Raw genomic sequence first — 15,823 nt, forward strand, 5'->3', positions numbered from 1 at the left:
ATGTGAATATTTACCGTCCATACTTATTTATGTTACAGTTTTCTTTAAGATTATCAACGTTGCTTCATTATGTATTCTTGTTGTTTTATCACCTGGATATTCTAGCTAATTTAGTGAAAGTCATGTAAAATTAAAATAACTATAAGCGTGGGTAAAAGGAGTAAGAAATGAACTATTCATCTCGTCAGCAACTGGATAAACATTGGTTACGAAAAATAGACTGGATATTAGTAGCGACTATTACAGTATTAGCTATATTTAGTGTATTACTAATAAATTCAGCAATGGGTGGTGGCCAATACAGTGCTAATTTCGGTACAAGACAAATTTCATACTATATATTAGGCACAATATTAGCAGTCATTATTATGCTCATATCACCTAAGAAAATTAAAAATTACACATATATTTTGTATATTATCTTTAATATATTACTTATTGGTTTATTGATTATTCCAGAATCTCCAATTACACCAATCATTAATGGTGCAAAAAGTTGGTATAGTTTTGGTCCAATTAGTATACAACCATCTGAATTCATGAAAATTATTCTTATTTTAGTACTTGCTAGAGTAGTAGCTAAGCATAATCAATTCACTTTCAATAAGTCGTTTCAAAGTGATTTGTTGTTATTCTTCAAAATAATCGGTGTGTCGTTAATACCAAGTTTGTTAATTCTATTCCAAAATGACCTAGGTACAACTTTAGTATTAGCAGCAATTGTAGGTGGGGTCATGTTAGTTAGTGGTATAACTTGGCGTATACTTGCTCCTATTTTCATTACTGGTATTGTCGTAGGTGCTACAGTTATATTAGGCATATTGTATGCCCCTTCACTAATTGAGAAGTTATTAGGTGTTCAAGTTTATCAAATGGGACGTATCAATTCTTGGTTAGACCCATACACATACAGTAGTGGTGATGGTTACCACTTAACCGAGTCACTTAAGGCGATTGGTTCTGGACAATTAATTGGTAAAGGATACAATCATGGTGAAGTTTATATTCCTGAAAATCATACTGACTTTATTTTCTCAGTTATTGGTGAAGAAATGGGATTTTTAGGCGCAGTATTTTTAATCTTGGTCTTTTTATTTTTAATCTTCCATTTAATTAGACTAGCTACTAAAACTGAAGATCAATTCAGTAAAATCTTTATTGCTGGCTATGTAACTTTACTTGTATTCCATATTTTACAAAATATTGGTATGACGATTCAGCTATTACCAATCACTGGTATTCCATTACCATTTATCAGTTACGGCGGTAGCTCTTTATGGAGTTTGATGGCTGGTATTGGTGTCATATTATCTATTTATTACCACGAACCAAAAAAATATAAAGACTTATATTATGCTAAATCTTAATACTTTAGACTCAAATAATATCGATATACAATTAATTCAAATCCTAGATAGTTAGCAATTCTGTCGACTATCTAGGATTTTTTCGTTCTAAATTTTAAGTGTTAATGATAAATAAATTCACAAACAATTTAAACATATGATAGTAGTTTGTGAAACGAAAAAAAGTGCTAATAACGACGCTCATATTAGGTCGTTAATTAGCACTTACAAACTTTTATATTCAACATAAAAAGTTATTTAATAGTATTTCTCATATACAGTCAATTATTTTAACTCATGACTTACTTTATTAGATGCTGGTAGCGTATTAATAATATCTAAACGAGATTTAGTTTTTTTAATATTCACACCTAATGATGACAATAGTTTGACTACATTTTGAATCTTTTCTGGACGTTTCATTATTATCACCTCGTTTGGATAGCTTTCATTAATATCTTACCCCATTCATCCTACCTTTACTACATAATTTACAAATTTTTAAATAAATTTTACATTTTTGCAGTATGTTGTATACTTTCCATTTAATAAATTACTTTATAGCCTGCATCATAGATTTCTTTTTCAATACTATCAAGATTTGATGGTGTTTCATATTCAACCTCAACACTACCATCAATGATGTTTACATTAGCTGATTTTACACCTATCATTTCTTTTAGTATTGCAGATACATGTTGTGCTTGTTCTTCTGTTTCAATACCTGCAGTATGAATTACACTATTGTTTAACATATAACGTCACCTAATCTTTCATTAATTTTTGAAATGTAACTAATAATTCTTCCATTGCTTCTTCTTGAGCACCTTGATTTACTTTATTCATAATACAACTTTTCATATGCTGTTCTAACAATACTGTTGCAACACTGTTTAAAGCAGATCTTGTAGCCCTAATTTGCGTTAAAACATCATCACAATAGACATCATCTTCTATCATACGATTAATGGCACGTACTTGACCTTCTATACGATTTAATCTTGATTTCAGATTTGTTTTAATTTGTTCAGAATGATGTGCATTATCTTGTTCTGTCATGATATTCACTCCCTATTCCATTCTTGTTAATAGTATATCTCACAAACTTAGTAGTCAACATGATTCATTTTTGGTCATTATATGCTTAATTAACATTGCCATGATAATTCATGATACAATTAATGAGATTTAGTTATTCAATTGTTAATACAGAATTACGGAGGTTCCTAATGATAGAGTTATTATCATCCATTTTCTTTAGACACTCGAATATTATTTTAAACGTTATTTTTTTAGGTGCATTTATTTTAAATTTAATTTTTGCATTTACTATCATATTTATGGAACGTCGTTCGGCTAACTCTATTTGGGCTTGGTTACTCGTTTTAGTTTTCCTACCTTTATTTGGCTTTATCTTATATTTACTATTAGGTCGACAAATACAACGTGATCAAATATTCAAACTAGATAAAAAAGATAAGCAAGGCCTTGAACTTATCGTAGATGAACAATTAGCAGCATTACAAAAGAACAATTTTTCCAATTCTAATTATCAAATCGTTAAATTTAAAGAAATGATTCAAATGTTGCTATATAATAACGCAGCTTTTTTAACAACTGATAATGATTTAAAAATATATACGGATGGTCACGATAAATTTGATGATTTAATTCAAGATATACGTCATGCCACTGATTATATTCATTTTCAATACTATATTATACATAGTGACGACCTTGGCAAAACGTTATTGCATGAACTTTCTCTTAAAGCAGAACAAGGAGTAGAAGTGAAAATTTTGTATGATGATATGGGGTCTAGAGATTTACGTAAAAAAGATTTAAAGGCCTTTCGTGACAAAGGTGGACATGCAGAAGCTTTCTTCCCATCTAAGTTACCTTTGATTAATTTACGTATGAATAACCGTAACCACCGTAAAATAGTTGTTATTGATGGTCAAATTGGTTATGTTGGTGGCTTTAATGTAGGTGATGAATATCTCGGTAAATCTAAAAAATTTGGCTATTGGCGAGATACTCATTTAAGAATCGTTGGAGATGCTGTCAATGCGTTGCAATTAAGATTTATTCTTGATTGGAACTCTCAATCTACGCGTGATCATTTATCTTATGATGAGCGCTACTTCCCAGATGTTAATTCAGGAGGTACTATTGGAATTCAAATTGCTTCTAGCGGACCGGATGAGGATTGGGAGCAAATTAAATATGGCTATCTAAAAATGATTTCATCAGCCAAAGAGTCCATATATATTCAGTCTCCATACTTTATTCCCGATCAAGCTTTTTTAGACTCAATTAAAATTGCAGCATTAGGTGGCGTTGATGTCAACATAATGATACCTAATAAGCCGGATCATATGTTTGTATTTTGGGCTACTTTGAAAAATGCAGCTTCACTTTTAGATGCAGGTGTTAAGGTTTATCATTATAATGATGGGTTTTTACATTCAAAAACATTAGTTATTGATGATGAAATTGCTAGTGTAGGTACTGCTAATATGGATCATCGTAGTTTTACTTTGAATTTCGAAGTGAATGCATTCATTTACGATAAGCAAGTTGCTCGAAAATTAAAACAGGCTTTCCAAAAAGATTTAAAAGTATCCTACCAATTAACTAAAGAACGGTATGCTAAACGTAGTTGGTGGATTAAATTTAAAGAAGGTATTTCTCAATTATTGTCACCTATTTTATAATATTATATTTTTCAAGGAGTATTTATGAATAATCAAGAACGTATTAAATCAGCACAGCAATTTATGGAAAATATACATCAACATGACTTTTCAGGACATGATATTGCGCACGTTTATCGTGTAACTTCATTAGCTGAATATATTGCTGAACATGAAAATGTAGAGCAACCTTTAGTTATTACTTTAGCAGCGCTACTTCATGATACAATTGATGATAAACTGGTTGATTCAAACATACAACTACAGTCTTTAACACAATTTTTACAAACACTTGATTTATCATTAGAAATGCAACAACATATTTTGCATATTATTCAACATATGAGTTATAACAATGGACAAAATAATCATGTTACATTATCTATCGAAGGGCAAATTGTTAGAGATGCAGATCGACTTGATGCTATAGGAGCCATTGGAATTGCTAGAACATTTCAATTTGCAGGACATTTTAATGAACCAATGTGGACTGAGCAATTAAGTGATGCTGAGATGTCTCATCAAGATATTAATCACTTACCTCCTTCAGCAATCAAACACTTCTATGAAAAACTATTTAAATTAAAAGATTTAATGCACACAACAACAGCACGTCACATTGCTCAAGAACGACATCAATTTATGACGTCATTTGTTAAACAATTTTTAACGGAATGGAACTATTCTAAGGATTAGTACTTTATAGATATCTTTAGTCTTTCTTTTAAAAATTCATATAAAGATAACTAAAAGAGCCTGGGACATAAAACCCAAAAATAATAGCACAAAGATGATTTTATTTTTAAATCGTCTTTGTGCTATTTTATGTTCAATACTCCGTATTGTAGTTTCGCGTTCCTAGGGTGCTGTCTCAGCCTGTAGTCTTCGACTAGCACTGCTCCCTCAGGAGTCTTCACTACAATACTTCGTTTTTATGTAATTTTACATGTAAATACTTCAAAAAAATAAGACACTTTCGTATAATTTAATAAATACCAATAAACTAAATTAACGAGGTGTCTTATGTATAAAGATTATAACATGACTCAACTTACACTACCAATGGAAACTTCAGTAAAAATTCCTCAAAATGATATTTCAAGATACGTTAATGACATTGTTGAAAGTATACCAGATAAAGAATTCGATGAATTCAAACATTACCGTGGTGCGACTTCTTACCATCCAAGAATGATGTTGAAAATTATTCTATATGCCTATACACAATCTGTATATTCTGGAAGAAAAATTGAAAGATTGCTCAATGATAGTCTTCGTATGATGTGGTTATCTCAAAACCAATCACCTTCGTATAAGACAATTAATCGTTTCAGAGTTAATCCTAAAACGGATGCTTTAATCGAATCTTTATTTATCCAATTTCATAGTCAGTGTCTAAAACAAAACCTTATTGATGATCAAGCTATTTTTATCGATGGAACCAAAGTAGAAGCTGATGCCAATAGATATACATTCGTATGGAAGAAAAGTATTTTAAACTATGAATCAGATATGAACGAAAATTCAAAAATAATCTATCAAGAATTGGTAAAAGACAAAATTATACCTGAGATTATAGAAGATAAAGATACTGATTTATCAAAAGAGGATATCGATTTAATCGGTAGCCATTTGGATAGAGAAATCGAAGATTTAAATTAGCAAATTGACAATGAAACACAACCAGAATTAAGAAAGCAAACTCGTCAAAAAAGAACAGAAATTAAAAAGGTTAAAAAGAAATTTGATGATTATTCTGAGCGAAAGTTGAAATACGAAGAACAAAAAGCAATTCTTCAAGACCGTAATAGTTATTCTAAAACAGACCATGACGCTACTTTTATGAGAATGAAAGAAGATCATATGAAAAATGGACAACTTAAACCAGGATACAATTTACAAATAGCGACAAATTCACAATTTGTATTATCATATAACGTTTACCAAAATCCAACAGATACTAGAACTTTGATACCATTTTTAACTTTGATTAAAGAAACCTACGGTTATTTACCTGAGTATATTGTCGCTGATGCTGGTTATGGTAGTGAACAAAACTATATGGCTATTATAGATGATTTTAATAGAACGCCTTTGATTACATATGGAATGTTTATTAAAGATAAAACTAAAAAATTTTAAAAGTGGCATTTTTAATACTCAAAATTGGGATTATGATGAAATCAACGATGAATTTATTTGTCCAAATCAAAAACGATTAGGCTTTAAACGATATGCTTACCGTAATGATAAATATGGCTTTAAAAGAGATTTTAAATTATATGAATGTGATGATTGTTCAGGATGTCCACTCAAACATCAATGTATGAAATCAAAGTTAAAAACAAATAAAAAATAATGAAGAATTATAATTGGGAGTATTTTAAATCACAAATTAATCACAAGCTTTCTGAGCCAGAGACGCAAAAAATCTATAGTCAAAGAAAAATTGACGTAGAACCTGTTTTTGGATTCATGAAGGCTATTTTGGGTTTCACTCGAATGTCGGTTCGAGGGATTGATAAGGTTAAACGCGAACTTGGATTTGTGCTAATGGCAGTTAACATAAGAAAAATAGCAGCTCAACGAGCTGTATATTTCAAAATTAATAACGAAAAAGACAATTTCTATCAATTTTCAATAGAAATTGTCTTTTTTTACTTAAACCTAGAACTTAATGTCCCAGACCCTTTAAATTTAATGTCATCATTTTATTTCTTTTTCTTTTTTGACACAACTTGATTGCCTTTGGCTTTCTTTGCTTTACCGTGTTCTCTTTCATACTCTTCGATGAATGGTTGTACTTCTTTTTTAGCAACTTTTTCGTAATGAAGATTTGCAAAGTGAGTTTGTACAATTAAGAATGCGGCACTGACTGACCAATATAAACCAAGTGCAGATGCTGAACTCAATGAAATCCAAATAATCATAATTGGAGATATAATCATCATCATGTAACCCATTTGACGTTGTTCTTGTGGCATTGTTTTACTAGACACATATGCTTGAACAAAGTATAGGATACCGGCAATAATTGTAATCCAAATATCTGGACGACCAAGATTAAACCATAAGAAATGTGGATATTTAAATAATCCATCTACTAATTGATCTTTTAATACAAAGTATAATCCCATAATGATTGGCATTTGAATTAACATTGGTAAACAACCCATCATGCTCTTCATTGGATTCATATCATACTTTTTATATACTTGCATTAATTCTTGGTTTGCTGCCATTTTTTCTTCTTGTGTACGTGCACGTTTAACTTTTTCTTGAATCGCATCAACTTCAGGTTTAGCAACCTTCATTTTTTGACGCATCATATGACTATTTTTATAGTTTGATAACATGAAAGGTAATAAGATAATACGAATTACTAATACCAAAATAATAATTGCCAAACCATAATTGTCATTTAATAAATGGCTTCCTAACCAATCCAATACATTTTTCATTGGATCTACGAATGTATTGTAGAAAAACCCACTACGTTTTTCAGGTTTAGAATAGTCACACCCTGCTAAAAAGACTATAATACCCAAAAACAAAGGTAGTAACGCTTTTTTCTTCATTTTTCCACCTCTATCATCATATTCACATAGGATTTATTTTATCATATTAATGAGTACGTATGAAACAATAAGTGGAAAAATTTAACTAATTATTAAAATAACCTCTAAAATCTTTAACAGTTTGTGTAATGTTGTCACTCTTTGAAATAGCTGAAATAACAGAAATACCATCTGCACCTGCTTTAACAATATTTTGAGTGTTAGATACTGTAATACCACCTATAGCTACAATTGGCATATGTGAATTGTAACTTTTCAATTTAGTAATCATTGCAGGACCTACTGGTGGATGTGCGTCTTTTTTAGAGGGTGTATCATACATCGGTCCTACGCCAATATAATCAACTTCGCTCAAGTCAGAATGCTGATATTCTTGTTCATCACTAATACTCAATCCTATAATCTTATCGTCACATCGCTCAATAAATGTTGAAATTGCGTCATCATCTTGACCAACATGAATACCATCTGCATTAATACGTAACGCTAACTCTACATCATCATTGACGATAAACGGTACCTTAAATTGATGACACAAATGCTGCAATTCTATTGCTAATTGTTCTTTATCATCACCTTTTAGTGCTTTATCACCCTTTTCTCTAAATTGAAATAATGTAATACCCGCTTCAAGTGCTTCTGTTAGGACATTTTTTAACGTGGTATCTTGTCTTACATCTTGCGTTCCACATATAAAATAGACTTGTAACATATTTGCTGAAAATTTCATTATTTAACCTCTTCTTGCTTTAAATTAATATCATAATGTTCAGTTGTAAAATGATAAATAGAGTCTAGTAATAAAGGCAAAAATGTTCCTGGCCCAGTACAATGTGGGTGATGTTCAGCCATTTCTGCAGCAATATTATATACACTAACTGCTTCTACTAAAGCTTCGCTCGTCGGTTTATCATTTTTTAAAGTAAAACTTGCAATTATACCTCCTAATAAACAACCTGCTCCAGTAATTTTAGCTAGTAAGGGACTGCCATTAGATAAGCGTATGACTTGACCATCTTGCACAATGATATCTTCTTGTCCTGTAACTACAATAGCAGTACGATATCGTTCATATGCTTGTTTAGCAATATTTACTGCATCTAATTGACTATCACTATCAGTCCCTTTCATTGTTGCTGTGTCATCTATAAGTGCCAATATTTCTGAAGCATTACCTTTAATAACAGAGACATCGATGTCCTTTAAAAATGTTTGACAAAATTGTTTACGATATGTCGATGCTCCAACTGCTACAGGGTCAAAAACGATCGGTAACCCTACATCATTGGCAATATGAGCAACATTTAATATATCTTGCTCGTTATTGTTAGTTAGCGTTCCAATATTAATTAAAAGCGCACTGGCCACATTATAAAAGTCTTGTGCTTCCTCAGGCGCTTCACTCATTGCAGGACTTGCGCCTAAACTAAGTAAGCCATTAGCTGTAAAATTCTTTACTACATCATTGGTATAGCAAATGACTAAAGGTTGATTGCTTCTAATTTGATTAAGATATTTCATCATCTAACCCCACTTTCTTCATATAAGCAAAATGATTTACGGGACCTCTCCCTTGACCAATTTCTGGTGTATATTGAATACTTAATGAAATATAGTGTTTCGCTTTAGCAACAGCTTGGTCAATCGTTCGTCCTTTAGCAAGTTCTGCTGTGATAACTGCTGAAAATGTACAACCTGTTCCATGTGTATGTTGAGTAACAAATCTTTCATTTTCAAAGACTTGGACGCTATCTTTAGTAAATAAATAATCTTTGGCGATATCCGTATCGGAAGCATGTCCTCCTTTGATAACAACACCCTTACTACCAATTTCATTAATAAATACTTTGCCTGCTTGGTATATCTGTTTCTCGCTTTCAATTTTTAAGCCAGTTATTTCTTCCGCTTCAGGTAAATTAGGCGTTACAACATCAGCAAGTGGTAATAATGTATGTTGTAATTTGTTTTTCGTAGTATCGTCCATTAAAGAATCTCCACTTTTTGCTAGCATAACTGGATCAATGACATAAGGTATAGCAGGATACGTTAATAAATATTGACGTATGACTTGCATGGTTTCATGAGTGGCAATCATGCCTGTTTTAATTGCATGTGGCAATTCGTCTACAAAGACGCTCGTTAATTGTTCTTCAACCCAAGAAGATTCTAAGTTATGTATATGTTGTACTCCTAAAGTATTTTGGGCAACTATACTCGTTATCACGCCCATACCATAGACCCCACAGGAATGAAATGATTTAAGATCTGCCATAACACCAGCACCACCTGTGGGATCTGTACCAGCAATGGTTAAAGCTATTTTTGGTTTATTCATTATATTGTCCTCCAAATTCCCATTGTTCGAGTGTATCAGCCATATTAAAGAAGTTTCGTTCATGGATACAACTTTCTAAAAATACATGTTTAACTTGTTCAATATCTGTTTGCGAAAACGTTTGGCTTAAACGATCAATCAATTGATCAAATATGTCAATAATGTTATCCATCTCTGTATTATAAAATTCAAACCATTGTGCAGTTTGACTTTCTCTATTTAAATGTTTATCTTGTAATGCCCTTTTAGCAATTTCAGCATATACATAAGGACAAGGTGCCATCGCTGCAATAGTGTACACAGCATTTTCACGACTATAAGCTTGAAAATACATATGTTTTATATAATGGTCTCCACTTGGAGGCCATACTTTTTGTTGAATAATATCTTCATATGGTTCACCAATAAACTGAGCCAAAATGTCGTGTGCACTAACCTCACCATCAACCATAAATTCAATTTGTTCCACTAAAAATTTAACATCTGTCATACTTGGCATTTTGGGTATTAATAAAGCATACAAATTAGTAAATTCTTTTAAGTAAGCTGCATCTGCTTGTAAATAATGACGTAACACTGCCTTACTAATTTCACTCTTCAATAACTTTTGAATGAATTTATCATGATAAATATCATGAATGATTGGTTGTGCTAATTGTTTCAAATCTTGAGATAGTGTCAATGTTTATTCCTCCAATAAAAAAACTACTTCCAACAATTAGGAAGTAGTTTTTATGACAAATAGACAGAATCGAATCTATAATCAACTACTTTCCTACGTTGGTATTAACCAAATCAGGTAATAAGGGTCTGATTACATCATCTCAGCCTACATAGCTCCCCTAGTAGTAATTTATTTAATTTTGATGATAACTTGATTTTAGCAAACGCTTTCAATCTTTTCAAACATTGCAATTAGTTACAAGAAAAAATTTTATGTTTTTCTTCTTAATATACATTAAATTCTGTAACAAATTGGAATGATGATTATGATTGCCTTGTAATGTTGTACTGCAACTTCTACATTAAAGTCTTTGTTAATATACCTGACCTTGTAACAAAGAAAAAGTGATTGGACATATCCAACCACTTCGTTATTTAAATTATGCAGTTACCCAGTGACCAGGGCCACCTGTGTTATAAAGTTTTACAGCTGCAGCATCTTGAACATGTTCTGGTGCTTTAGCTGGTGATACACCTTTATATTCTGCAGGTGCTACTGAATCCCAAGTAGATTGTAAGAATTGATATTTACCTGCTGCACCTGAACTTGGATTAATTGCATGAATGTTGCCACCAGATTCACGTTGTGCGATTTGTTGTAAATGACTATTTACATTTACTGATGAACCACTGTCAGCTTTTGAATCATTTGAACTTGCTTGACTAGATTGTTGTTGCGTTGCTTGTTGTGTATTATTTGATGATTGCACTGATTGTTGTTGTGTTGAACCTTGTTGTTGTGTGTCATTGACAGCTGTAGTTTGAGGTTCATTTGTTTGTGCTGTTTGTGGTGCTGAAACTTGTTGCGGTTGTGCGCTATTTGCTTGTTGCGTCGCAGACACTTGTGAAGGTGCAGTTTCATTTGTTGCTGTTGTTGCTTGTGCACTTACGTCAGCATTTGTTGCACCAGTTGCATGATATTCCCAACTAAAGTGAGTACCATCAGATTCAAAATGATAAGTAAATCCTTCATAGTCAAATGTATAATTATAAGCTCCAGCTTCAATTGGATTTTCATTCAATGATTGATCATTTGATTGTGCCATCTGAGCTAAAGCTGCTTTATTCAAGTCTGCCTCGCTTGCATGTGCGTCATGACCAGCATTTCCAGCCACTACGCCTAAACCTACTGCTAATGATGAAGCAATTAATGTTTTTTTCATTATTTAAAATCCTCCTGTGATTACTTTGTTTTCTTTAAAATTTCTACAATGCATACCATAACATCTGTGATTTTATAGTAGGTTACAGTGAAATAAAAAAATAACCTTGAATTTTACACTCCATTTACAATACATTTAAAGCTTGTACTGTTAAATATGACTTATACATATGGCTATGAAAGTATTTTTAATAAAATATTTATTTTTGTTATGTAACATTCTTGAAATATTATATGTATTTCACCTAAAAAATTACACAATAAAGCCGAAGTAGAACAGTAATCATAATGTTATAAAATAGCTCTATTGTTCTACCTCGACTGAGAATGCATAGAATTAGTAGTGGGACATAAAATAATTTTTTCAAATTTATTCATTCTGGCAAGACTGTCTAAACTTATAAAACGATGATTTCTCAACATATTATAATCCAGTCAGTTACTGCCACTGCATATTACGTATAAAATGCTTGCTGCCCCACTATCAGAATCACTGCCAATTTCATTAGTAACCTTTAAAATGAATTAAATAATAGCAGCAACTTTATTTGAGTATAATTGAAGTGAGTTAAGTTAAATTAGGATGATTTAAATGATTTAAGGTGGATTGGGAATATTAAATTTCTAGAAAGTCAGGATTGTCTATATTATTGGAGTTGATATCATAAGCATTATCTGAAAGAATTTCATCATTTTTAGATTTAGGGGACATAAATTTAATCGTTTCAACATATAATTCAGTTACAAAATGTGTTTGTTCATCTTTGACATATTTTCGTGAACGCATTTGGCCGGTTATGCCGACTAATGAACCTTGGTTTGTATATTTTTCAATATTTACTGCCAATTTACCAAAAGCTTTACAAAAAATATAATCACTTACAAACTCATCATTTTCGTCTTTATAATTTCTTTGTGTTGCAACACAAAATGTTGCTATTTTACTATCCTCCTTGTCAAATAGTTGTACATCTTTGGTTAGTCTTCCGACTATGACGATTTTGTTTAACATATTGTGTGTTAATCACCTCCTTATCAAACATATTAAATACTTTCTTTTATAAGGTCAAAATAGCAATTTTATAAATATTTATAGCTTTAACATCTAAAAATTTGTTATATTTAAAGAAATTAATGATATTTTAGCTTCATTTTTCCTAATTTTTTTAAAAATCATATAAATTAAACAACTGGGATGTGAAAATATGAAAACTTTTAAAGCCGTACGGTTTCAGATTGTTAATGAACATGGTGGAATTATTGAATATGAACTAGAAGATGGTGTAATAATTAATAAAGAACGCAGTGGTACTGGATGGCTGTTAGAGATCGTTATTTCAAATGAGCATTTAGATACCTTTAAAGCGTATCAACAAAACGATCAATTATTAGATATACGCGTTGTTATAACTAGACCATCTAATGATCCTGCATTATTTGAAGCTTCTGTTAAAAGTATACGAAATTTTACAACGACGATGTCTATTGTCTTTGAATGCCATATTTATACGTTACGTCAACAATATGCTGAAGGTTTATTAGAACAATTAATTGATGATGGCTTATCTGGCGAGGAACTAAAGGTCACATTTAATCGTATGATGCAATCAAAACCAAAACTAAAAGACGAAAAAATAGAACCATAAGTAAAAATTTAAAATTTCTCATAAAAAAAGAAGGAGCTTCGGCTCCTTCTTTTTATTTTACATCTTGTATAGCGAACGTTAATTCACAACTACAAGCTAATTGACCATCTACAGTTGCTTTCGCACTACCTTTGCCTATTGGTCCTTTAATTTTGGTAATTTCAACTTCTAATGTTAATGTATCTCCAGGTACAACTTGTCGTTTAAAGCGACATTTATCGATACCTGCAAATAAAGCAATCTTACCTTTATTTTCTTCGCTATTTAAAATAGCAACTGCACCTGTTTGTGCAAGTGCTTCAGTAATTAGCACACCTGGCATAACTGCATAATCAGGAAAATGACCTTGGAAAAATGGTTCATTACCTGAAACTTGTTTAATAGCAACACAACGTGTACCTTCTTCATACTCAACAACTTTATCAATTAATAAAAATGGTTGTCTATGAGGTATAATTTGTTTAATTTGGTTATAATCAAAAATTGTTTCCATTTTTAAAATGCCTCCATTAATTGAACTATGTTTGATTAATCGTTAATTCTGACGATATCTGCACCTAATTGTTTTAATTTACCATGTAAATCTACATAGCCTCTGTCTAAATGTTTTAATTCAGTAACTTGTGTGGTACCATCAGCAACCAAACCAGCTAATATTAATGCAGCCGCGGCTCTTAAATCAGTTGCTTTAACTTGAGCACCTTGTAAACTACTCTTACCTTCAATTTTTGCACTACGACCTTCAACATTAATATTAGCATTCATACGTTTAAATTCAGCAACATGCATGAAGCGATTTTCAAATACAGTTTCAGTAACAACTTTATGACCATTAGCTGTTAATAATAAGGCCATCATTTGAGATTGCATATCTGTTGGGAATCCAGGATGCGGTAAAGTTTTAATATCAACTGGTTGCAGCTCATCATCTACAGTAACACGAATTGCATCTTCCAAGTATTCAAGTTGAACACCCATTTCTTCTAATTTATAAACTAAACTAGCCATATGTTCTTTGATTGCACCGTGTACTAATACATCACCACGCGTAATTGCACCTGCAATTAATAGCGTTCCTGCTTCAATTCTATCTGGAATAATCGCATGCTCAACACCAACTAATCTATCGACACCATTTATCGTAATCGTATCAGTTCCTGCTCCAGTTATACGACCGCCCATTTCGTTAATATAATTAGCTAAATCAACGATTTCTGGTTCTTTAGCGGCATTTTCAATGACTGTTTTACCATTAGCTAAAGAAGCTGCCATAATTAAATTTTGAGTTGCTCCAACACTTGGGAAGTCCAAATGAATAGAGGCACCTTTCAACCCATCTTTAGCGTTAGCATAAATATTGCCATTTTCAAGGTGAATATCTGCACCAAGTGCTTCAAAACCTTTAATGTGTTGTTCAATAGGTCTACTACCAATCGCACATCCACCTGGTAAAGCAACAATAGCGTGACCTAATCTTGCAAGTAATGGACCCATAACTAAGATACTTGCGCGCATTTTACTTACATATTCATATGGTGCTTCTTCATTTAATGTACTTGTTGCATCAACAATAACGGAATTTTCTTCTTTTTTATATGTAACATCCGCATTTAATGTTGAAAGCACATTGTTGATCGTTTCTACGTCACTTAAAGCTGGAACATTAACTAATTTACTAGGTTTATCAGAAGCCAATAATGAAGCTGTTAATATTGGAAGAACAGCATTTTTTGCACCTTCAACTTTAACTTCACCTGTTAATCTATTTCCACCTTTAATTACTATTTTATCCATCATTTATCCTCCACTTATAACTCCTATTACTTTTACATTTCCCTAATTTAAGTTCTATTTAATTATTCGATTATTATTTAATTATAGCTATTTTTAATAATAAATAATAGAGTCTACTTTATTTTATTAAATATTTCACTTGCGTTGAGTATTGTAACAAATCTACAATAAAATTGCTTACTGCAGTACCTAGCAATATTGCAATAAAAATCATACATACTTGCAATTGTAATGTATAGCCTTTTTTGAAAAATTGGTCTAATCTTACTGAATGTAAAGCCCAATAAGCTATGCATATACATACTACATGTAATACTAAATGGATAACTGCAAATTGACCTAAATAATCCATTAATGTCACCTCTTATGATTACTGTATTACATTGTACATGAAATATTTGAATAATGATATAACATTTATACCCGTTTTTAGATTTCTTAACTTCAAAATCAGCTAAAAAGAAACGACTAAATTATAAACAAAACATGTCATTTTTTATAATTTTAGTGTTAATAAACTTATTGAAGAATTATTCTGTTAGA

The 15,823-nt window shown here is 31.5% G+C and carries 17 protein-coding genes, 1 pseudogene and 1 riboswitch; of the genes and pseudogenes, 5 read left to right on the forward strand and 13 right to left on the reverse strand.

Going from position 1 to position 15,823, the window contains the following annotated elements:
• Positions 1-167 precede the first annotated feature (167 nt).
• Positions 168-1,367, forward strand: a complete 1,200-nt coding sequence (locus tag J3R86_RS09150) for an FtsW/RodA/SpoVE family cell cycle protein (protein ID WP_207517035.1) — start codon at positions 168-170, stop codon at positions 1,365-1,367.
• Positions 1,368-1,631: 264 nt separating this feature from the next.
• Here J3R86_RS09150 and J3R86_RS09155 read toward each other — a convergent pair whose 3' ends face one another.
• From J3R86_RS09155 to csoR, 3 genes are all read right to left on the reverse strand, one after another.
• A complete protein-coding gene (locus J3R86_RS09155; RefSeq protein WP_000828354.1) occupies positions 1,632-1,769 on the reverse strand; it encodes an Lmo0850 family protein in 138 nt (45 codons plus the stop codon).
• A gap of 122 nt (positions 1,770-1,891) precedes the next feature.
• The gene (gene csoZ, locus J3R86_RS09160; RefSeq protein WP_207517036.1) at positions 1,892-2,101 is read right to left on the reverse strand and encodes a putative copper chaperone CsoZ; all 210 of its coding nucleotides are present in this window, start codon (positions 2,099-2,101) and stop codon (positions 1,892-1,894) included.
• A gap of 10 nt (positions 2,102-2,111) precedes the next feature.
• Entirely contained in the window at positions 2,112-2,405 is a 294-nt protein-coding gene (csoR, locus tag J3R86_RS09165; protein ID WP_002464830.1) for a copper-sensing transcriptional repressor CsoR, read from the reverse strand.
• Between the two features lie 170 nt (positions 2,406-2,575).
• Between csoR and cls the strand changes: the two genes are divergently transcribed.
• From cls to J3R86_RS09180, 3 genes and pseudogenes are all read left to right on the forward strand, one after another.
• Complete coding sequence (gene cls, locus J3R86_RS09170; protein WP_207517037.1) at positions 2,576-4,063, forward strand: cardiolipin synthase; 1,488 nt, start codon at positions 2,576-2,578, stop codon at positions 4,061-4,063.
• Between the two features lie 24 nt (positions 4,064-4,087).
• Positions 4,088-4,738 carry an HD domain-containing protein gene (locus tag J3R86_RS09175; protein ID WP_207517038.1) on the forward strand — a complete coding sequence of 217 codons (651 nt, stop codon included), beginning with the start codon at positions 4,088-4,090 and terminating at the stop codon, positions 4,736-4,738.
• A gap of 327 nt (positions 4,739-5,065) precedes the next feature.
• Positions 5,066-6,784 (forward strand): annotated as a pseudogene (locus J3R86_RS09180) (IS1182 family transposase).
• On the opposite strand, the gene yidC reads toward J3R86_RS09180, so the two are convergent.
• From yidC to J3R86_RS09215, 7 genes are all read right to left on the reverse strand, one after another.
• Complete coding sequence (gene yidC, locus J3R86_RS09185) at positions 6,754-7,620, reverse strand: membrane protein insertase YidC (protein ID WP_207517039.1); 867 nt, start codon at positions 7,618-7,620, stop codon at positions 6,754-6,756. The pseudogene J3R86_RS09180 and the gene yidC overlap by 31 nt on opposite strands.
• 85 nt (positions 7,621-7,705) lie before the next feature.
• Positions 7,706-8,350, reverse strand: a complete 645-nt coding sequence (gene thiE, locus J3R86_RS09190) for a thiamine phosphate synthase (RefSeq protein WP_207517040.1) — start codon at positions 8,348-8,350, stop codon at positions 7,706-7,708.
• Entirely contained in the window at positions 8,350-9,141 is a 792-nt protein-coding gene (thiM, locus tag J3R86_RS09195; RefSeq protein ID WP_207518542.1) for a hydroxyethylthiazole kinase, read from the reverse strand. Before thiM ends, thiE begins: the two co-directional genes overlap by 1 nt.
• Entirely contained in the window at positions 9,128-9,955 is an 828-nt protein-coding gene (gene thiD / locus J3R86_RS09200) for a bifunctional hydroxymethylpyrimidine kinase/phosphomethylpyrimidine kinase (RefSeq protein WP_207517041.1), read from the reverse strand. Before thiD ends, thiM begins: the two co-directional genes overlap by 14 nt.
• On the reverse strand, positions 9,948-10,637 hold the full coding sequence (gene tenA / locus J3R86_RS09205) for a thiaminase II (protein ID WP_207517042.1): 690 nt from the start codon (positions 10,635-10,637) through the stop codon (positions 9,948-9,950). The genes thiD and tenA overlap by 8 nt, the downstream gene beginning before the upstream one ends.
• A gap of 73 nt (positions 10,638-10,710) precedes the next feature.
• Positions 10,711-10,809: riboswitch (TPP riboswitch) on the reverse strand.
• Positions 10,810-11,058: 249 nt separating this feature from the next.
• Positions 11,059-11,841 (reverse strand): transglycosylase family protein, encoded by a 783-nt coding sequence (locus J3R86_RS09210; RefSeq protein WP_207517043.1) that lies wholly within the window; start codon positions 11,839-11,841, stop codon positions 11,059-11,061.
• A gap of 615 nt (positions 11,842-12,456) precedes the next feature.
• Positions 12,457-12,852, reverse strand: a complete 396-nt coding sequence (locus tag J3R86_RS09215) for a single-stranded DNA-binding protein (RefSeq protein ID WP_207517044.1) — start codon at positions 12,850-12,852, stop codon at positions 12,457-12,459.
• A gap of 193 nt (positions 12,853-13,045) precedes the next feature.
• On the opposite strand from J3R86_RS09215, the gene J3R86_RS09220 reads away from it, so the two are divergent.
• The gene (locus J3R86_RS09220; RefSeq protein WP_207517045.1) at positions 13,046-13,486 is read left to right on the forward strand and encodes a YwpF-like family protein; all 441 of its coding nucleotides are present in this window, start codon (positions 13,046-13,048) and stop codon (positions 13,484-13,486) included.
• 52 nt (positions 13,487-13,538) lie between these two features.
• Here the strand turns inward: J3R86_RS09220 and fabZ are convergent, their stop codons facing one another.
• From fabZ to J3R86_RS09235, 3 genes are all read right to left on the reverse strand, one after another.
• Entirely contained in the window at positions 13,539-13,979 is a 441-nt protein-coding gene (gene fabZ / locus J3R86_RS09225) for a 3-hydroxyacyl-ACP dehydratase FabZ (protein ID WP_002464819.1), read from the reverse strand.
• Positions 13,980-14,014: 35 nt separating this feature from the next.
• Positions 14,015-15,280, reverse strand: coding sequence for a UDP-N-acetylglucosamine 1-carboxyvinyltransferase (gene murA, locus J3R86_RS09230; RefSeq protein ID WP_207517046.1), 1,266 nt, complete (start codon positions 15,278-15,280; stop codon positions 14,015-14,017).
• Between the two features lie 118 nt (positions 15,281-15,398).
• The gene (locus J3R86_RS09235) at positions 15,399-15,632 is read right to left on the reverse strand and encodes a DUF1146 family protein (protein ID WP_002464817.1); all 234 of its coding nucleotides are present in this window, start codon (positions 15,630-15,632) and stop codon (positions 15,399-15,401) included.
• Positions 15,633-15,823 lie beyond the last annotated feature (191 nt).

This window comes from Staphylococcus simiae, from assembly GCF_017357005.1.
Lineage (GTDB): Bacteria > Bacillota > Bacilli > Staphylococcales > Staphylococcaceae > Staphylococcus > Staphylococcus simiae_A.